Raw genomic sequence first — 19564 nt, forward strand, 5'->3', positions numbered from 1 at the left:
TTACTGATATTGATTTCAAGCACCCATTTAAAACGGGTGCTTGCTCATTTTTAGCACCTGTGGAAATATTCAGTATTCATTTTCCATTTATGAAAAGCACAAAATTTATACTCATCCTTTTTACCATTTTGATATGTTTGTTAAATGGTACAATCAGTCGTGCACAAAAATATAGCTCAGCCCTACTCTATAAGGAAATAAACAACTCCGCCAGTTCAGATCAGGAACCTAAAGAAATTCTTACGGAATTATACCGGTTAAAAAATAAGGCTGAAAAATACGCTCTTTCCTCAGATACCACACTGGCTTTGCTTTACCATAAATTGGGGCTGTATGAGGCCAAAGGAAATTATAATAATCCCAACGCCATTGCATTCACAAAAAAATCGGTGGAAATAAATACCAGGTTAAAAACAGGCAGTAATCTAAAATTGCTGGCAAAGAGTTATTCCAATATCGGTTTCTATTATAAAGATCTGTTGAGTTACGATAAAGCAATCGCTTATTTTGATTCATCATCTGCCATTGCCAAAAAATACCCCGATATGCGTTGGCAAATTGCTTTTAACGAATCACACGTAGCTTATTTATACTTTTTAGCAGGTGATTATCAAAAATGTAACCAGGTGAGTACCCTTGCTTTGCAACTTGCCAATAAGGTTGATTCAGCATACTTAGATTTGCTGAATCAAAAAATACAATCCCTGTATTTTCAAAATCAAATACCGGAGGCAATCTCCGAGGCCGAGAATTGCATAAAAATTGCGACCCAAATTAATGACCAATATTCATTGGCAAGTGCCCTAAAAATTAAAGCCATGATATATGAAAAGAACAATGATCTGGAAGGGGCAAAAAAAATATTCAAAGAATCATTAAGTGCAAGAATAAAATCTAATCCAAACAATCCTCAGAAAATAGCCCAAATTGCCGGCGACTATAGTGATTATGGTAAGTTTTACATGAACAAACTACACAATTTTACGGAAGCAAAAAATTGCTTTTTACAATCATTGTTATACGCTGAAAAAGACAGTAACCTAACCAAAAAGCTATGGGCTTTTAATAACCTGATGGAATTAAATTTTCATCAAAAAAAAATAACAGAAGCAATTCAATTTTATCACAAAACCATTTCCAGTCTAAATAGTATCGATACAAGTATCCTGCAAACACCTTTATTTAAAAGCGTTGCCAATATTGGCAATAAGGATTTATCTATTACTATTTTTACTGGTAAAGCAGCTCTATTATTACAACTTTTTCTTTCCACTAAAAACGAGGCATATATTAATTGCTGTGTACGCACCTGCATGCTTACAGATTCAATTATTACCCAAACCAGGCATGAACAATTTGGTGAAAAAAGCAAACTCTACTGGCGTGATTACACCCGGGCTTTTTTTACGCTTGCCCTGGAAGCAAGCTACCTGAGTAAGAATAGCAGCAGCGCATTTTATTTTATGGAAAGAAGCAGATCGGTATTATTGAATGATAATATCAATGAACTGGATGCTTCATTACAATTATCGGCCGAAGATGCAGAAAAGGAGCAGGAATTCAGGTCGGCAATTTTACTAGCTGAACAGCAAATGGCTAATATGCCAGTTACAAACAAAGGGTACAATGCGCTACAAACTGCCTATTTTACACAATATGCCGCATTCGAAAAATTTATTCATTCACTCGAGGTAAAATATCCAGCTTATTACCAATATAAATATGCTGATGCGGTGCCATCATTACAAACATTGCAACAACAGCTGGCCTTAAACCGCCAAAGCTTTGTGCATTATTTTATGAATGATACGGTAACCTATATGCTTGCCATTACGGCAAAAAATACCGTTTTAACAAAGCTATACGGACAGACCTTTAATAAAGAAATAGTAAACCAATACCTGGGCTTATGTGCCAATAAGAATGCACTTAACAATACCTTTAGTGAATTCGCCAGCCGCTCTAACCAATTATATAAAACCATTTTTGAGCCACTACAATTGCCAAAGGGAAAAGTGGTTATTTGCTCTGATAACTTCTTATTACCCTTTGAATCATTTTGCAGCGATACCCTTGGTAGCCGGTTTCTGTTATATGATTATATATTCAGCTATGCCTATTCAGCCACTTTTCTTTTAAAGGAAAATAAAACAGGTACCGCTAAAGGTAATTTTATTGGTTTTGCACCTGTAGACTTTAATAAACAACTGGCGGTGCAATCACTTACCAATTCTGCAACTGCTTTAAAAAATTCTGCAGGCAATTACAATAATACCTTGTTGTACACCTATACAGATGCCAGTAAAAAGAATTTTTTATTGCAGCTGGGTAATTATACTGTTGCAAATATTTTCTCCCATGCCAGTGCCGACACATCAGGAAAAGAACCTGTGTTGTATATGCAGGATACTACCATTAACTTATCTGAATTGCAAATGATACATAACCCCGCTACACGTCTGGTGGTGTTAAGTGCCTGCCAAACCAATGTGGGCAAAAATGCAACTGGAGAAGGTATTTATAGTTTGGCCCGGGGCTTTGCATCTGCCGGCATACCCTCCGTATCGGCTACGTTGTGGCAGGCAGAAGAAACTTCTATTTATACCATTTCAGCGCAGTTTCATAAATACCTGGCTGCAGGTTTAAAAAAGGACGAAGCGCTTCACAAAGCCAAGCTGGATTTTCTTATGGCTAATATAGATAACGAAAAATCGCTGCCCTATTTTTGGGCCAATATGGTGCTGATAGGAAATACAGATGCAATAACATTATACAACAACAACACCGCATGGTATTTTTTGGCCACACTGGCAGCAGTTCTGCTGGTAATGATTTTTGTTTTTATAAAAAAGAAAAATCAAATACTGTTTAAGTAGAGGTCATACTTATAATAGATCTGATTTTTTACGATAATGCACCCAAAAAAGCACCCTATTCATTCATGAAATTGTTTAAAGAGATTGGCTTTACTTCATCTCTTTTCAAAAAAAATCCCGGTAAACAAACCGGGATTCATGATTTTTCTAATATATCCATTATAGCAGCCAGCCTTTTTGTATAATGCCGCCTCCTATTACTTCATCGCCTTCATAAAAAACAGCACTTTGGCCTGGAGCAATACTTTTTACATGATCGTAAAATTTTACCCTAATGCCATTCGCATCATTGTATAGCGTGCTAATTGCACCTTTGTCTTTATAGCGAATTTTTGTGGTTACTTCCATCCCATCGGTAATGCCGGGATATTTAATCCAGTTTAGTCTGGTAACCGTCATATCATTTTGTTCCAGGTCTGTTTCATCTCCTAATACTACTGTGTTTGTATCAGGATGAATGGCCGTTACATACGCCGGTTTACCCAATGCGATATCCAGCCCCTTACGCTGACCTACCGTATAAAAAGGATAACCCTTATGCTGGCCTAATTTTTTGCCTTCCTTATCTACAAACCAGCCTCCGGCAACAGATTCTTCCAGCCCTTCCACCCTGCGTTTTAAAAAGCCACGGTAATCATTATCGGGTACAAAACAAATTTCGTAGCTCTCACTTTTCTTTGCCAGCTCGGGGTAGCCATAATCTATAGCCATTTGCCTTATGGCAGTTTTACGGTATTTACCCAATGGCATAATGGTGCGGCTTAACAATTCCTGATCTAGCCCCCAAAGCACATAGCTTTGGTCTTTGGTTTCATCTAAACCCTTGCTAATTACATACCTGCCATTGGCCGCCTGGTATACATTGGCATAATGCCCGGTAGCAATAAAATCGCAATCCAGGGCATTGGCCCTTTTTAGCAAAGCACGCCATTTAATATGTGTATTACACATAACACAGGGGTTGGGTGTGCGGCCGGCCATATACTCTTCCACAAAATTTTCTACTACAAAATCGCCAAATTCTTCGCGAATATCCAGTATAAAATGGGGGAACCCATGATGCACTGCCGCCTGCCGGGCATCATTAAAACTATCAATATTACAGCAACCGGTTTCTTTATGTCCGCCGCCGCTAGTGGCATAATCCCAGGTTTTCATAGTTATGCCTACCACTTCATATCCTTCATGATGCAACATCAGGGCTACCACGGTGCTGTCTATTCCGCCACTCATTGCCACCATCACTTTTCCTTTACGGCTCATTACAAAAATTTTGGCAAAGGTACTATTTAGCTGCGAGCACCAATGTATTGGCCCGCTTGCCGGTGTTTCGTTATAAGAAATTTTATCGGTCAGGCTTTACCGTAAAAGGCAGTTTTTGTATACCCAGTTTGTCCCAATAAGTTGAGGGCCTAGAATCGGAATTCGACTTTTTGTGGCAAACAAACCCTAATTTAATTGAGCGTAATTCGCAAAATGAATACATTTATATATGCTCGCAAGCTCAACCATATGGCAACAATGGCAACGCAAAAGGAAGCAATACCTGTATTTTACCCTGATTGAAATACTGGTAGTGGTAGCCATAATTGCCATTTTAGCCGGCTTACTGCTTTCCTCTATTCTTGATGCTAACTGCAGGTCAAAAATTATAGATTTACTAGCTATTCTGGATGCCATTAAGGCCGATATAACCGGAGCTACCACCAGTGGCCCTGCAACCGATCATGCTGCTGCAGAAATTGGTAAAAAAATGGATGATGCCCTAATTAAATTTAAAGCAGCCAAAAAAGCAAAATGCCTGGATGCTGCTGATAAAAAACAGATTAACACAAAAATTCAGGAATGTATACAATTAATTGTACAAATAAAAGATAACCAAAATGATAAAGTAAAAGAATTACTGGAAGGGATTATTCAAAAACTTACCGGTGAAAAATTTCCTGATTAACATTTTTACAATAATCAATAATTGCCTTTACCCGAATGCCGAAAAGAATTACTGTCGCACAAGAGTGCGACGCAAGTAAAGCCTAATAGCCCTCCATTTGCCCGGCCAATAATTCTGTCTTTAAATTTTGCATCCGGCAAGTTTATATTTGATGCATTGTTTAATTTCATGCCTCTTTAAAAATAAATTTCAATATGTCTTTACAGTTAGGCAGAACAAGTTTTGGCAATGCTGCCAATGCCGGCAACGTATTAACCCGCGATGCAGCCATGCAATTATTTAATAGCTGGGTTTTAAACCCAAAACTACAGCTTCACATGTTACAGGTAGGCCATTTAATGCGCTGCTGGGCTGCCGAACACGAAATGCTGGATGATGCCGCCCAATGGCGCTGGGAAATGGCAGGTTTATTACACGATGCCGACTGGGACCAATGGCCCACCGAGCATTGCCGAAAAATTATTGAAGAACTGGAAAGCCGTAATATAGACCCCGAAATTATACGGGCCATTGCATCGCATGGACATGTATACTTTGGCGTAGAACCTGTAACCCGGATGGATAAAATGCTCTATGCTTTTGATGAATTAAGCGGTTTAATTCATGCTTATGCGCTTATGCGCCCCAACCGTTATGAAGCGATGGATGTAAAAGGCGTAAAAAAAAGGTTGAAAGAAAAAACTTTTGCCGCCAATGTATCCCGTGAAGATATTGCCGATGCCTGTACCCGTGCCGGCATTGTATTAGACGACCTGATTGCTTTTATTATTGCAAAACAGGCAACTGTTTAACAGCAGGTTATTTATGTACCCGGCAGCAAACAATAAGCAGCTTTACTTGCGTCGCACTCTTGTACCGCATAACCAACAGCAGCATTTAATGTAATTAGAGTCACACTAAAATAAGCTCATTAATTGGATACAAATTGCAGGCTTTTTCATATTTTCAATTCATTAACTTCTTATATAAACACTAAACCATGTTTGGAATAAAACACATCAAGTTCGATTCGATGACCTATGTTTTGCACTTTAAAAATGGGAATATAAAAAGAGAAGGAAGGGGGCTGTCTTTTTTCTACTTTACACCTAACAGTTCTATTGTAGCCATACCAATGGGCAGTAACGATTTGCCATTTATTTTTAACGAATCTACGAACGACTACCAAACTGTAAGTATACAAGGGCAAATAAGTTATAAAATAAACAACCCTAAAACGCTAGCTGATATTTTAGATTTTACGGTTGCAGACAATGGACAATACAAGAAAAACGATATTGAAAAATTAAATCAGCGTATTATTAACGAAGCGCAAACTGCTATTTCTTCATATGTACATAACATTAAACTAAAAGATGCTATTCGATCTGCAAAAGCCATTGAAGAAAGAATTTCTGAAGGGTTAAAAGCTTCTCAGGCAATTAACCTTTTGGGTATTGATATTTTGGGCTCAAACATTCTGGCCATTACAGCCACACCGGAAATGTCAAGAGCTTTAGAAACTGAAACAAGAGAAAAATTACAACAAGAGGCAGACCAGGCAATATATGAACGGAGAAATTTTGCGGTTGAACAAGAGCGAAAAATAAAAGAATCAGAATTAAATACCGAAATAGCAATTGAAGAAAAACAAAAACAAATTGCAGAGAAGAAAATGGAATCTGATGTACAAAAAGCGGAAAACGACAGAAAACTAAAAGAAATGCAGCTTGAAACGAATATTGCTATAGAGAAACAAAGAAAAATTTTAATGGAGCAAAAAAATGAGAACGATAAGAATGAAGCCGATACACAAGGATATGTTTTAGAAACAACATTGAAACCATACAAAGAATTAGATTGGAAAACCCTAACCGCTTTACAAAATAATCAAGATCCAAAATTCAATATTGCATTGGCTTTTAGAGAACTGTCAGAAAATGCACATAAAATTGGCAACCTAAACATTAGCCCGGAACTTTTGGATTCCTTATTAAATGATAAGAAAGAGAGCAAGAAATGAATATTGAATATGCCATTATTGTAAAAAATAAAACAAGGCTTGAATCTCTGATTGAACGCTTTAATACAAAGGCTCAGGCAAAGTTTTATATTGAACGGTCTGGAGGAAATTATCATGATTATTTTGAAGAGCATGAGACATTTCACCTTGCCTTACAAAACTTGCAAACTAAACTTTCTAAAATTATAAAACACAAGACGGTTGAAAGACATTTCATACCGTCATATATTTTCTCCGAGAAAAATGTGGTGATAGTAATAGGTCAAGATGGGCTTGTAGCCAATACTGCTAAATATGCTAATGGCATTCCAATAATAGCCGTAAATCCAGATGAAAAAAGATATGACGGGGTACTTCTACCATATAATATAAACAATTTTGAAGCTGCTGTTCAAAGCGTAATAAATAAAGATTTTAAATATAAAACTGTTGCTTTTGCAGAAGTCAAACTTCAAGACGGACAAACGTTGCTTGCATTTAACGATCTTTTTATAGGTTCGGCAACCCATGTTTCGTCAAGGTACAGCATCACATTTAAAAAGCAAACAGAAGAACATTCATCGAGTGGTATTATTATTTCTACTAAAGCAGGAAGTACTGGCTGGCTAAGCTCTGTATTTAATATGGCATATGGCATTGCCGGCATTTTCGATAAAAAGCAGAAAATTAAACAGCCGGATTTGAAGGAAAATGAATTATTATTTGCTGTAAGAGAGCCCTTTAAAAGCAAAAGATCACAAATATCAATAAATGCGGGTTTTTTAAATAATAGCAACAAGCTTGTGATAGAATCCCAGATGCCTGCCAATGGAGTAATATTTAGCGATGGAATTGAAACCGATTTTTTACAGTTTAATAGTGGAGCAATTGCTACGGTAGGGCTATCTTCAAAAACTGCTACACTTGTAATTCCCTTATAAACACCTGAGTAAATTCTTACTTACCCAACTTTCTTACCTTCGCAACCGTTATTATACAGATTGAATAATATTTGAGTGTTATGAAGCAGTTTAATGTGCCCAATATATATCGTAGTAACCTTATTAGCGCTATAAAAAATAAACGCAAACAACAGGATAAACTAAAAAAAGATTATAGCCCTACCCTGCTAGATCTTGGCCCCCTGCATATTTACCTGGCCCGCCATTTTGGTTTTTGCTATGGTGTAGAAAATGCCATAGAAATTGCCTTTAATACCATTGACGAGAACCCAGGCAAACGCATTTTTCTGTTAAGCGAAATGATACATAACCCACAGGTAAATGCCGATCTTATTGCCCGTGGAGTGCAATTTTTGCAAGATACCTATGGTAAACAGGTAATTCCATTTGAAAGCATTACCGGCGATGATGTGGTAATTATTCCCGCTTTTGGCACCACCCTTGAAATTGAAGCCATGCTTAACAGCAAGGGCATTGCCACCGCCAAATACAATACCACCTGCCCCTTTGTAGAAAAAGTATGGAACCGTAGCGAACAAATTGCCCAAAAAGGCTATAGCATTATAGTACATGGCAAACCAAAACATGAAGAAACAAGGGCTACTTTCTCGCATGCCTCTTCCTATACGCCTACTGTTATTGTAAACGATATGCAGGAAGCCAAAGCATTGGCCGCCTATATTACCGGCGAAAAAGATAGTGCTGATTTTTATAGAGAATTTAAAGGCCGCTATGCAGATGGTTTTGATGCCGCCAAAGACTTGCAGCGCATAGGTGTGGTAAACCAAACCACCCAACTGGCTACCGATACACAAGCCATAGCCGATTTTCTTAAACAAACCATTAAACAACATTTTGGCCTAACCGATGCTACTATTGGAGAACGCTTTGCCGATACCAGAGATACTCTTTGCTATGCCACTAACGATAATCAAACGGCGGTAAGCGGTTTACTGGAAACACCTGCCGATCTGGCGATTGTAGTAGGCGGTTATAATAGCAGCAACACATCGCACCTGGTAGAATTGTGCGAGCAAAAACTGCAAACCTATTTTATTAATAGTGCTGATAAAATTTTATCCGCATCATCTATTATGCACTGTAACTGGCAAACCAAAGAAGAATATATTACCCATAATTTCTTACCGGCAAATACCCCTGTAAAAATATTAATTACCAGTGGCGCCAGTTGCCCCGATGCATTGGTAGAAGAAGTAATTCAAAAACTGGCAGGCTTTTTTAATGCAAACAACGCCATAGAAACACTTACTGCGAGTTTTGGCATTGAAGCTTAAGTGCTAAGCAGCGGTATCTAGAAATAATTTTCTAAGCTCAGGGGTGGGCAGCCAGCAGGCATCTTTTTTACCAAACCATTTATAACGGTTATTCGCTATAAAGCCATACACCCCATTGCGTATAAATGGCGGAATAATAATAAACCCATACAATATTGGCCATAACTTATTTAGCTGTTTGGCTACCATTAATGCACCTGTAGATTTGGTGTATATTTTACCCTGCTGGTATAAAATAAAAGAATTCAACTCCCCTGCGGGTAAACCAAATTGCTGCATTACCTTTTGTCCGTAAGCACTTTGCAGCGAAGCATATCTAAACCTCCTTTGCGGATCGTGTTCTATAATAAACTGCACACTGCTGCTACAAAGGTTGCATACACCATCAAATAATATAACCGGGTTTGTTTGTGTTTCTGTAGAAGCTAACATATGGCAAAGTTATATATAAAAAAGAGGCTGACTGTAATATCAACCTCTTAGCAATATCATAAAGTAAATACCATTAACCCATATTATGAAACACCTTGCTCACATCTTCATCCTGTTCCAGCTTGTCAATCAGCTTACTTATATCTTCTGCTTGTTCATCGGTTACGGGTACGGTGGTGGTGGGAATCCATTCCAGTTCAGAACTTACCAGTGTTAAACCCTTGTCTTCCAATGCTTTTTGCAATTTACCAAAATCTACAAAAGCACTGCGTAACACCACAATAGTATTACCCTCATCATCCGCACTTTCTCCCATTTCTTCCAAACCAAAATCTATCAGTTCAAATTCAAGCTCTTCAATATTCAGTCCTTCTGGTTTTAATTTAAACACACCCATTTTCTTAAACTGAAAACTTACACTGCCGCTATTACCCAATGCACCGCCGCCCTTATTAAAATGGCTTTTTACATTGGCTACGGTACGTACATGATTATCGGTAGCGGTTTCTACCAGCAAAGCCACACCATGCGGAGCATAGCCCTCGTAAAGTATTTCATCGTAATTAATCATTTCTTTGCCCATGGCCCTTTTAATGGCGGCCTCTACACGGTCTTTTGGCATACCCACACTACGGGCATTTTGAAAACAACGACGCAAAGCGGGGTTGGTAGCAGTATCTGGTCCGCCGGCTTTTACAGCAATTACAATTTCTTTACCTATACGGGTAAACTGTTTTGCCATCCTGTCCCAACGGGCAAACATGGTGGCTTTACGTACTTCAAATATCCTTCCCATGATGTATGTTTATAGTTTATAATACAATTTATGTTACCGGCTTTTTAATACTATGGCATCGCCGCTTGCCACGCTCGGTTTAGGGTTCCACTTTTATGGCAGCAATTAAATATCCTGCACAATTGCCAGTAAATACCCAAATGTTAGCTGCAATTTTTGTTGCCGTACAAGTGAGTGACACAACCGCCGCCTCATGCTTAATCTACTGCCTGTTACACAATTACCTGCTTAAGCGGCTGCAAAATTAGCTTTTAGCAACGAGCCTGCCAACCAAAAAAAACGCCCGGCTTTTACCAGGCGTTTTTGCTATGCATTTAATTCAATTATTCAAAATCGTTGGCTTTTGGCAAAATTTCGCCAATATTCTTCAATTTACTGTTGTGGCGGCTGTACATAAAATACACAATTAAACCCAGCAACATCCAAACAAAAGCGCTGAAAAGGGTTTCGTTTGGTAAGCTAATAATCATTGCAGTACAAACCACCATACCTAAAATGGGTACCAATGGCACCAATGGTGTTTTAAACGGACGCACCAGATTTGGATCTTTTTTACGCAGAATCATAATGCCGGCACATACCAGCACAAATGCAAACAGGGTACCAATAGAGGTAAGATCGCCTGCTACGCTACCCGGAACAAAAGCTGCAAATAAACCCACAAATACAAATAGTATAATATTAGACTTGTAAGGTGTTCTAAACTTTGGATGCAATGCTGCAAAAGCTTTTGGCAATAAGCCATCAGTGCTCATGGTATAAAATACCCTTGATTGGCCCATTAACATTACCAGAATTACAGATGAGAAACCTGCAAGAATGGCAACGGTAACCAATTTAGCCAGCCAGCCATAACCCGTCATATAGGTTTCGATAGCATATGCTACTGAAGCTTCTTTACCACTTTTAATAAAATCGGTATATGGAGCTACACCAGTTAATACATAAGAAAACAAAATGTATAAAATGGTACAAACTACCAATGAACCCAAAATACCAACTGGCATATCTTTTTTAGGATTTTTTGCCTCCTGCGCTGCTGTAGATACCGCATCAAAACCAATAAATGCAAAGAATACAACGGCGGCCCCGGTTAATACACCTCCCCATCCATGGTTAAAAAATCCAGAATAAGAGTACATGCTGCCATCCGGTTTTAATGCAGCAGGTGCATCTGCCGGAATAAGATAAGGCGTGTGGTTGGCAGGATTGATAAAGCCCCAGCCAATAGCAATAAATACCAATACGATGGATACTTTAATAATTACAATAATTGCATTTACAGTGGCAGACTCCTGTGTGCCTTTGATAAGTAAGGCAGAAATCATTAATAATATAAGTAATGCAGGTGCATTCATATAGCCGGTATGCAACACATTATTGGCATCTAAAGCGCTTTCAAAAGGCGAGTGGCACCATTCATAGGGAATACTGCCTCCAACCAGTTTATTTAAAAATTCACTCCAGGCAATAGAAACAGTGGCAGCACCTAAAGCATATTCTAATATTAGGGCCCAACCAATAATCCAGGCAATTAACTCGCCCATAGTGGCATAGGCATAAGTATAAGCACTACCTGCAATTGGAATAATGGAAGCAAACTCTGCATAACATAAACCGGCAAAGGCACAACCAATTGCGGCTACTACAAAGGAAAGCGTTACGGCAGGACCAGCATGCTCCCCTGCAGCAGCTGCGGTTCTTACAAAAAGGCCGGCTCCAATAATGGCACCAATACCCAATGCAATTAAATTGCCTGCTCCAAGTGTTCTTTTTAAGCCCTTCTCTGAGTCACCCGCCTGCGACATCAGCGATGACATTGATTTTTTTACAAATAAACTCATATACAGTTGGTTAAAATTTTGTAATTACGATTTGGCAAAATAAGGATTTCTTTTTGTTCGGCTGCAAATCTTTTATGAATGTGTTTCCCGCATAGCTGAATAATTTTAAATCATATATTGCGGATGGATAAATACACCATTTTATGAAATCATCCGGAAAACTTACTGTCTATATTATTTTTGCCATGTTAGCAGGTGCAGTGTTGGGCTATACCGTACATACCTATGCTGCTGATGATTTTATACAATCCTTTGCCACCAATATTAAACTGCTTACTACCATTTTTCTGCGTTTGGTACAAATGATTATTGCCCCGTTGGTATTTTCAACTCTGGTGGTAGGTATTGCCAAACTGGGCGATTTAAAAACGGTAGGCCGCGTGGGGGGCAAAGCCATGTTATGGTTTATTTCTGCCTCGTTAATGAGTTTATTGCTGGGCATGTTGCTGGTAAACCTGTTTAAACCCGGCGCCGGTTTAGACCTTAGCAGTGCCAGTGCCGAAAGTGTAAAAGACCTGGCAGGCAAAACACAAACATTTACCCTTCAAAACTTTGTGGAGCATGTATTTCCCAAAAGCCTGCTGGAAGCCATGGCCAACAATGAAATATTGCAGATAGTTATCTTCAGTATTTTCTTTGGTATAGCTACTGCTGCCATGGGCGAAAAAGGTAAAGTAGTGGTAAAAGGGCTGGATGCAGTGGCACATATTATTCTTACCATGGTAAACTATGTAATGAAATTCGCCCCTGTAGGAGTTTTTGGCGCCATAGCTGCCGTTATAGCTATTAATGGTCTGGGTATATTTATATTCTTTGCCAAATATTTTCTGTATTTTATTATAGGTATTGCTGCTTTATGGGCTGTGTTAATTACAGTTGGTTTTCTTGTGCTGAAAAAACGTATGCCCGAATTACTAGAGCATATTATTCAACCATTAATTATTGCTTTTACCACTACCAGTAGCGAAGCCGTTTTTCCAAAACTAACAGAAGAACTGGAACGTTTTGGGTGTAAAGACAAAATAGTTGCCTTTGTATTACCACTGGGCTACTCTTTTAACCTGGATGGCAGTATGATGTATATGACTTTTGCCAGTATTGCCATTGCACAGGCTTATGGCATTGATCTAGACATGGGTACCCAGCTAACCATGCTGCTGGTACTAATGCTTACCAGCAAAGGGATTGCCGGGGTACCAAGGGCATCCCTGGTAGTTGTGCTGGCCACCTGCAGCATGTTTAAAATTCCGCCTGAGGGTGTTGCACTTATTTTACCAATTGATCATTTCTGCGATATGTTTCGCAGTATGACGAATGTACTGGGCAATGCACTTGCCACCAGCGTAGTAAGCAAATGGGAAGGCTCACTGGAAAATGCAGATACTACAATGGCTGAAATATCTTAACCCAATTTGTATTATCCGTAAAACAATTTTGCTGTGCATAACTGCATGATTAATTTTCTAAACAGTATATTGCTTAAAATATAGCGTATTCTTGCCTGCAGTTAGGTATTAAAAACATTAAAGCAGTTTAGAATAGTACACCAATAATAGCATCAAATTTTATGATACACTTATTAATGTTCGATTGGCATGAATTGCTGCAACCACAGTTCTATATTGAAAATGGTGGGCTTTGGCTACTGTTGTTTATCATTTTTGCCGAAACTGGTTTATTGGTTGGCTTCTTTTTCCCAGGCGATTCGCTGCTTTTTGTAGCTGGCATTTTTAGCAATAAACTCATTGATTATTTGTACGATACCACCCATGTATCCGATTTTGTAAGCCTCCTGATTTTAGTAGCACTCTGTTCTATTGCTGGTATAGTAGGCAATTTTGCCGGGTATTGGTTTGGAAGAAAAATTGGCCCCGCCATGTTTAGCTGGCCCGATAAATTATTATTCAAACACCGTTATCTGGTGCAGGCCAAAGAATTCTACGATAAACATGGTGGCGGCGCCATTGTGTTTGCCCGTTTTTTACCCATTGTACGAACTTTTGCACCTATTGTGGCAGGTATTGTGGGCATGGAAAAGAAAACCTTTGTAGCATTTAATATTATTGGCTCTATTGCCTGGGTATCATCTATGTTAATGGCCGGGCATTACCTATATAAATTCTTTTTAGAACATTATCAGTTCGACCTTACACAACACCTCGAAATAATTGTACTTGGTATTGTGTTTATTACTACCGCCCCGGTTTTAGTGAAAATATTTACAAAAGAAAAAAATAAACCAACCGTTTAAATATCTAACCGTTTTGCCATGAATCAACAAAAACACACGGTGTTTTCTCTGCCTGTTATTGTGGCGGCGTTGGGATATTTCGTTGACATTTACGACCTGCTGCTTTTTAGTATTATCCGCATTCCTTCATTAAAATCTTTGGGATTGAACGATGATCAAATAGCCCACGACGGCCTTTTTATCATCAACATACAAATGATTGGCTTATTAGTAGGCGGTATTCTTTGGGGCGTTTTGGGCGACAAAAAAGGAAGATTGAAAGTATTATTCGCATCTATTATTTTATATTCTCTGGGCAATATTGCCAATGGCTTTGTTCAAACGGTTGATCAATATGCGTTGGTGCGTTTTATTACCGGTATTGGCCTTGCCGGAGAACTGGGTGCAGGGATTACACTTGTTGCAGAACTATTGCCAAAAGACAAACGTGGCCTTGGCACTTCACTGGTAGCAGGGCTTGGACTAACCGGCGCAGTAGTAGCTTTTTTCATGAAAGAACAATTTGATTGGAGAACCTGCTATTTTATTGGCGGCGGTTTAGGTTTTATGTTGCTTTTATTACGTGTGGGTGTATTAGAATCTACCATGTTTAAAACCATTCAAAATACCGATGTATCCAAAGGCAATTTCTTAATGCTTTTTACCGGAGGGCGTTTTAAAAAATACCTGAAAGCCATTTTAATTGGTTTACCTACCTGGTTTGTAATTGGTATTCTTATCACCTTCTCCAAAGAGTTTGGTACCAAAATGAATATTCAGGGTACAATCGACCCCGGCAAATCTGTTATGTTTGCCTATGTTGCCATATCAATTGGCGATGTATTTGCCGGCCTGGTAAGTCAATGGCTGCGCAGCCGCAAAAAAGCGCTCTATCTTTTTTATGCATTTACCGCACTTAGTATGGTGCTATATTTTAATCTGCAAGGTGCCAGCGTAAATATGCTGTATCTGGCCAGCGCCTTACTTGGTTTTGGCACAGGTTTCTGGGCCATATTTGTAACAATGGCGGCAGAACAGTTTGGCACCAATATACGCGCCACCGTAGCCACCACCGTACCCAATATGGTTCGCGGTTCTTTACCATTGGTTGCACTACTATTCACCAGTTTGCAGGGGAGGTTCGACTATATTACCAGCGGCTGGATTACCGGTATTATTGTAATGGTAATTGCTGTTATTGCCGCCTACTTCACCGAGGAAACTTTTGGCAAAGACCTTAATTATCTGGAGCAGGAAATTGTGAGCCCGGCATAACGCAACTATCAGCTTTACTTGCGTCGCACTCTTGTACGGTTAGATACTTTATGCAGCAAAAAATACAAACCACAGTGTCATACCACTCGTTTTTTTGCCTGCCCATAATTAGGTTTATGTCTACAATTCAATTCTTTGGCCAGTATTGGCAGCCCGGTAAATAGCTTCAATAATACGTATATCTTTTCTTCCTTCTTCGCCGGTTATATGTGCAGGTAATGGTGTATTTTCCAAAATTAATTTTCCAATAGCATCCAATTGGGTTGCCTGCTGGTTTATATCCTCAAAATGTAAAATACCATTACTGGTTTTACCTGCAAAAGGGCCATAGCTTAGTCCCGGACTCAACTCAAAAGTTCCCTCATCCGCCGAAGCAAAAAAGCGGTCAATATTATATCCGTAAGAACTGGCAGCATTACAAACTGCCCCACCCGGAAACTCCATTTGCCAGGTGATAGATTCTTCCACCTGCGCAAAAAGCTTTGCACTTCTTGCCTTACTAAATTGTGCAGTTACCGCAACCGGCTCCTTCCCCAACACATAGCGGCTGCTTTGAATACAATAAATACCCAGATCCATTAAAGGCCCGCCGCCGGATAAGCTTTTATTTAAACGCCATTCCTGCTGGTCATTAAAATCTACACCAGCCAATGCTTTGGCTTCATCATAAGTTTTATATCCCAGTGCTGCTTCAATATAACGTACTTCGCCAAACACTTTTTCTTGCCCCAGTCTTTTCAATTCCAAATGATAAGGCTCGTAATGCAGGCGATACCCCACCGCCAATTGCACACCGGCACGCTTGCAGGCAGCAATCATGGCATCGCAATCTGCTACTGAGGTAGCCATTGGCTTTTCAGTAATTACATGTTTGCCCGCTTTGGCAGCACGCAACACAAACTCTTTGTGTAAACCATTGGGTAGCACCACATACACCAGGTCTATATCAGCATTGTTTTTGATATTATCAAAATCCTGGTAATTGTATATGTTTTTCTCTGGAATTGCATATTGCTTTTGCCAGGCTTCTGCTTTGGCAGGGTGACCAGTTACAATACCCGCCAGCCGGCAGTATTGGCTATTTTCTAAGCCATATGCCAGGGCCTCTGCATAATTGCCTAAACCGCATAAAGCTATATTCAGTTTTTTGCCGGTATATATTGGTTGTTTGATTTGGGCTGCGGAATGGAGTACGGGTAAACTTAGTGCAGCAGCACTGGCGCCCCTACTCAGGTTTTGCAGAAAAGAACGGCGGGATAAGTTTTGCATAAAAGCTAAATTGTTTCATGCTGTTAGTACGGTATTATGGGTAAATATTACAAAAAAGAGTTGGTAATATTTACACCGCACTGGTAGTATACACTATTACAAACCTGCCAGTTGCTGCATAGTGTACCAAACGTACAAGAGTGCGACGCAACGGATGCCTGATGCATATACTATCGATTGGCTACCCAATTAAAGCCAATTACAGTTCTCCCTTTTTCATTTGTGATATGGCATAATTACAGGCACGGGCCGTTAATGCCATATAGGTTAAAGATGGGTTTTGTGTGGAAGTGGATGTCATACAGGCACCATCGGTTACAAAAACATTGGGGCATGCATGTAATTGATTCCATTTGTTTAGCATGGATGTTTTAGGATCGTTGCCCATTCTGCAACCACCCATTTCATGAATATCCAATCCTGGCGCCTGTTTGTTATCGGTGGTTTTAATATCGGTAAACCCTGCTTTGGTAAACATTTCGGTAAGCTGCTCCTGGTAATCGGCCACCATTTTATCGTCATTATCGTCGTAACTAATATTGATTGCAGCCTGCGGTATACCCCAGGGGTCTTTAGCATTGGCATCGAGGGTAATGGTATTGGTTTCTTTGGGAATGGTTTCGCCCATCATGTGCGAGCCTACACGCCATGGACCCCATTCCATTTTTTCCAGATTATTTTTTAAATCGGCACCAAAACCATCCTGTTTACTATAAGGAGAACGGCCAGCATAAAAACCGGAAGCATAGCCACGAAGAAAATTGGTTTCCTGTTTTTCTACATTTCTAAAACGGGGCAAATAAGCGCTGGTTGGCCGGCCACCCTCGGTTTTGGTATCCATAAACCCTTCATAAGTACCCGAAATACGGGCCCTGTAATTGTGAAATGCTACATATTTTCCCAATACGCCGCTATCATTGCCCAACCCATTAGGGAAACGGTGAGATATAGAGTTTAATAAAATAATATTGGTATTTATAGCTGCTGCATTTACAAAAATAATACGGGCATAATACTCCGTAATTGCCTTGGTATTGGTATCTATCACCCTTACGCCGGTGGCTTTATTTTTTTGCTCGTCGTAAATAATAGAATGTACAACAGAGAAAGGCTTTAGCGTAAGATTACCCGTTTTTTGCGCCCAGGGAATGGTTGTTGCATTACTGGAAAAATATCCTCCAAAAGGGCATCCGCGCTGACATAAATTGCGGTTTTGACATTGCACCCTGCCTTGCTGCAGGTGAATGGGTTGCGGCTCGGTTAAATGTGCGCACCGGGCATAAATTACATGACGGTCTTTATAATTTTTTGCTACCGTTTCTTTAAAATAATTTTCTACGCAGCTTAATTCAAGTGGTGGCAGAAATTCACCATCGGGTAATGTGGCCAACCCATCTTTATTGCCGCTGATACCGGCAAATTTTTCGGTGTAACTATACCATGGGGCAATATCCTTATACCGTATTGGCCAGTCAACAGCAAAACCATCACGGGCCGGACCTTCAAAGTCAAAGTCGCTCCAGCGCTGGGTTTGGCGGGCCCAAAGCAATGATTTACCGCCTACCTGGTATCCACGAATCCAATCAAATGGTTTGGTTTGTATATAGGGATGCTCCTGATCTTTTACAAAGAAATGTTTGGCATCTTCTTTAAAGGCATAGCATTTACTAACCACGGGGTTGGCTTCCGCTTCGGCTGCGGTAATATTTCCTCGGTGGGCAAATTCCCAGGGCTCCATATTGGTGGTAGGATAATCTTTTAAATGCACTACATCACGGCCACGTTCCAGCACTAATGTTTTCAGGCCATTTTCAGCAAGTTCTTTGGCTGCCCAGCCACCACTTATGCCAGAGCCAATTACGATAGCATCAAATGTGTTACCGGCAGTATTATTATTTCCCATACGATAGTGTATTAAGCGTTTTGTAATGGCACACAGCCTTTGAAAGTACCTGGCAACATTTTGTACCCTTTAATATTCGTCATATAAAATTTAGAGGAAGTATATGCCTGTATAGTTAATGCCCTTGTTTTGGTATAAAAATATAACAGACTGTCTGTGGCAGTTTCGCCCTGTTTTGCTTGCAAGGCACTGATGATATTGTTTTGTGCTGCTGCATCTGCTTCTAAAAAAGACTTGCCAGCTTTTTCTTTGGCAAATGCTTCAAATGCTTCCAGGCCTTTTATAAATAATGCCTGGTCTTCTTTTTTATAACAATCATCTACCATGGTTAGTACAAATGCAGGTGCCTGTATTTCTTTGGCGCCGGGTGTTTTGGTTGCAGGCAAAATAATACCAGCAAGGGCTTCAATGGTTTGCTCCTGTTGGCGGGTAATACTAATATTATTAAGCGCTTGTAAAGCTTTATCATTACCGGGTAGACAGCCGGGCACTATGGCTGCACCTGCACCTATTAACAGAAATTGTTTTAACGCGGCTCTTCGGTTTACCATGGCAGTGCAATAATGTGTATTGAGAAAATATTTCAGTTAAAGTTAATTGAAGCAAGCATGCCTACAGGCAATAGCTAAAAGAATATGTGCAAATGATAAGTTTTCACTAAGATAACTTACTTGCTGTTGCTTTGCCCATTATTAACCGAACGCACAAGTGTGCGACGCAACTAATGCCGCCCCTTGCGATACGGTTGGG

The 19564-nt window shown here is 39.6% G+C and carries 16 protein-coding genes; 9 read left to right on the forward strand and 7 right to left on the reverse strand.

Going from position 1 to position 19564, the window contains the following annotated elements:
• Positions 1 to 89 precede the first annotated feature (89 nt).
• Complete coding sequence (locus tag GD597_RS00615) at positions 90 to 2876, forward strand: CHAT domain-containing protein (RefSeq protein WP_171605852.1); 2787 nt, start codon at positions 90 to 92, stop codon at positions 2874 to 2876.
• A gap of 159 nt (positions 2877 to 3035) precedes the next feature.
• Here the strand turns inward: GD597_RS00615 and mnmA are convergent, their stop codons facing one another.
• A complete protein-coding gene (gene mnmA / locus GD597_RS00620) occupies positions 3036 to 4139 on the reverse strand; it encodes a tRNA 2-thiouridine(34) synthase MnmA (RefSeq protein WP_171605853.1) in 1104 nt (367 codons plus the stop codon).
• Positions 4140 to 4368: 229 nt separating this feature from the next.
• Between mnmA and GD597_RS00625 the strand changes: the two genes are divergently transcribed.
• From GD597_RS00625 to GD597_RS00645, 5 genes are all read left to right on the forward strand, one after another.
• Positions 4369 to 4827, forward strand: a complete 459-nt coding sequence (locus GD597_RS00625; protein WP_171605854.1) for a type IV pilin protein — start codon at positions 4369 to 4371, stop codon at positions 4825 to 4827.
• A 194-nt stretch (positions 4828 to 5021) separates the two neighbouring features.
• Positions 5022 to 5618, forward strand: a complete 597-nt coding sequence (locus tag GD597_RS00630; protein ID WP_171605855.1) for an HD domain-containing protein — start codon at positions 5022 to 5024, stop codon at positions 5616 to 5618.
• 188 nt (positions 5619 to 5806) lie between these two features.
• Positions 5807 to 6829, forward strand: a complete 1023-nt coding sequence (locus GD597_RS00635) for an SPFH domain-containing protein (RefSeq protein WP_171605856.1) — start codon at positions 5807 to 5809, stop codon at positions 6827 to 6829.
• On the forward strand, positions 6826 to 7749 hold the full coding sequence (locus GD597_RS00640) for a diacylglycerol kinase catalytic domain-containing protein (RefSeq protein ID WP_171605857.1): 924 nt from the start codon (positions 6826 to 6828) through the stop codon (positions 7747 to 7749). The genes GD597_RS00635 and GD597_RS00640 overlap by 4 nt, the downstream gene beginning before the upstream one ends.
• Positions 7750 to 7829: 80 nt before the next feature.
• Positions 7830 to 9065 (forward strand): 4-hydroxy-3-methylbut-2-enyl diphosphate reductase, encoded by a 1236-nt coding sequence (locus tag GD597_RS00645; protein ID WP_171605858.1) that lies wholly within the window; start codon positions 7830 to 7832, stop codon positions 9063 to 9065.
• A 3-nt stretch (positions 9066 to 9068) separates the two neighbouring features.
• Here GD597_RS00645 and GD597_RS00650 read toward each other — a convergent pair whose 3' ends face one another.
• The 3 genes from GD597_RS00650 to GD597_RS00660 all read right to left on the reverse strand — a co-directional run bounded on the left by GD597_RS00650 (position 9069) and on the right by GD597_RS00660 (position 12137).
• Positions 9069 to 9497, reverse strand: coding sequence for a thiol-disulfide oxidoreductase DCC family protein (locus tag GD597_RS00650; RefSeq protein WP_171605859.1), 429 nt, complete (start codon positions 9495 to 9497; stop codon positions 9069 to 9071).
• A 73-nt stretch (positions 9498 to 9570) separates the two neighbouring features.
• Complete coding sequence (locus GD597_RS00655) at positions 9571 to 10293, reverse strand: YebC/PmpR family DNA-binding transcriptional regulator (RefSeq protein WP_171605860.1); 723 nt, start codon at positions 10291 to 10293, stop codon at positions 9571 to 9573.
• A gap of 323 nt (positions 10294 to 10616) precedes the next feature.
• Positions 10617 to 12137 carry an amino acid permease gene (locus GD597_RS00660; protein ID WP_171605861.1) on the reverse strand — a complete coding sequence of 507 codons (1521 nt, stop codon included), beginning with the start codon at positions 12135 to 12137 and terminating at the stop codon, positions 10617 to 10619.
• 143 nt (positions 12138 to 12280) lie between these two features.
• Here GD597_RS00660 and GD597_RS00665 point away from each other — a divergent pair, with 143 nt between their 5' ends.
• The 3 genes from GD597_RS00665 to GD597_RS00675 all read left to right on the forward strand — a co-directional run bounded on the left by GD597_RS00665 (position 12281) and on the right by GD597_RS00675 (position 15642).
• Positions 12281 to 13543, forward strand: coding sequence for a dicarboxylate/amino acid:cation symporter (locus tag GD597_RS00665; RefSeq protein ID WP_171605862.1), 1263 nt, complete (start codon positions 12281 to 12283; stop codon positions 13541 to 13543).
• A gap of 161 nt (positions 13544 to 13704) precedes the next feature.
• Positions 13705 to 14388: a DedA family protein gene (locus GD597_RS00670; protein ID WP_216368483.1), complete on the forward strand. Its 684-nt coding sequence runs from the start codon at positions 13705 to 13707 to the stop codon at positions 14386 to 14388.
• 18 nt (positions 14389 to 14406) lie between these two features.
• Positions 14407 to 15642 carry an MFS transporter gene (locus GD597_RS00675; RefSeq protein WP_171605863.1) on the forward strand — a complete coding sequence of 412 codons (1236 nt, stop codon included), beginning with the start codon at positions 14407 to 14409 and terminating at the stop codon, positions 15640 to 15642.
• Positions 15643 to 15762: 120 nt separating this feature from the next.
• Here GD597_RS00675 and GD597_RS00680 read toward each other — a convergent pair whose 3' ends face one another.
• The 3 genes from GD597_RS00680 to GD597_RS00690 form a co-directional block, all read right to left on the reverse strand.
• Entirely contained in the window at positions 15763 to 16911 is a 1149-nt protein-coding gene (locus tag GD597_RS00680; RefSeq protein WP_171605864.1) for a Gfo/Idh/MocA family protein, read from the reverse strand.
• Between the two features lie 199 nt (positions 16912 to 17110).
• A complete protein-coding gene (locus GD597_RS00685) occupies positions 17111 to 18814 on the reverse strand; it encodes a GMC oxidoreductase (RefSeq protein ID WP_171605865.1) in 1704 nt (567 codons plus the stop codon).
• A gap of 11 nt (positions 18815 to 18825) precedes the next feature.
• Positions 18826 to 19365: a gluconate 2-dehydrogenase subunit 3 family protein gene (locus tag GD597_RS00690; RefSeq protein WP_171605866.1), complete on the reverse strand. Its 540-nt coding sequence runs from the start codon at positions 19363 to 19365 to the stop codon at positions 18826 to 18828.
• Positions 19366 to 19564 lie beyond the last annotated feature (199 nt).

The sequence above is a fragment of the Limnovirga soli genome (genome assembly GCF_013106755.1).
Lineage (GTDB): Bacteria > Bacteroidota > Bacteroidia > Chitinophagales > Chitinophagaceae > Limnovirga > Limnovirga soli.

Coding starts and splice junctions, on each gene's coding strand:
- GD597_RS00615 (WP_171605852.1), top strand. CDS start 90: ATGAAAAGCACAAAATTTATACTCATCCTTTTTACCATTTTGATATGT.
- mnmA (WP_171605853.1), bottom strand. CDS start 4,139: ATGAGCCGTAAAGGAAAAGTGATGGTGGCAATGAGTGGCGGAATAGAC.
- GD597_RS00625 (WP_171605854.1), top strand. CDS start 4,369: ATGCTCGCAAGCTCAACCATATGGCAACAATGGCAACGCAAAAGGAAG.
- GD597_RS00630 (WP_171605855.1), top strand. CDS start 5,022: ATGTCTTTACAGTTAGGCAGAACAAGTTTTGGCAATGCTGCCAATGCC.
- GD597_RS00635 (WP_171605856.1), top strand. CDS start 5,807: ATGTTTGGAATAAAACACATCAAGTTCGATTCGATGACCTATGTTTTG.
- GD597_RS00640 (WP_171605857.1), top strand. CDS start 6,826: ATGAATATTGAATATGCCATTATTGTAAAAAATAAAACAAGGCTTGAA.
- GD597_RS00645 (WP_171605858.1), top strand. CDS start 7,830: ATGAAGCAGTTTAATGTGCCCAATATATATCGTAGTAACCTTATTAGC.
- GD597_RS00650 (WP_171605859.1), bottom strand. CDS start 9,497: ATGTTAGCTTCTACAGAAACACAAACAAACCCGGTTATATTATTTGAT.
- GD597_RS00655 (WP_171605860.1), bottom strand. CDS start 10,293: ATGGGAAGGATATTTGAAGTACGTAAAGCCACCATGTTTGCCCGTTGG.
- GD597_RS00660 (WP_171605861.1), bottom strand. CDS start 12,137: ATGAGTTTATTTGTAAAAAAATCAATGTCATCGCTGATGTCGCAGGCG.
- GD597_RS00665 (WP_171605862.1), top strand. CDS start 12,281: ATGAAATCATCCGGAAAACTTACTGTCTATATTATTTTTGCCATGTTA.
- GD597_RS00670 (WP_216368483.1), top strand. CDS start 13,705: ATGATACACTTATTAATGTTCGATTGGCATGAATTGCTGCAACCACAG.
- GD597_RS00675 (WP_171605863.1), top strand. CDS start 14,407: ATGAATCAACAAAAACACACGGTGTTTTCTCTGCCTGTTATTGTGGCG.
- GD597_RS00680 (WP_171605864.1), bottom strand. CDS start 16,911: ATGCAAAACTTATCCCGCCGTTCTTTTCTGCAAAACCTGAGTAGGGGC.
- GD597_RS00685 (WP_171605865.1), bottom strand. CDS start 18,814: ATGGGAAATAATAATACTGCCGGTAACACATTTGATGCTATCGTAATT.
- GD597_RS00690 (WP_171605866.1), bottom strand. CDS start 19,365: ATGGTAAACCGAAGAGCCGCGTTAAAACAATTTCTGTTAATAGGTGCA.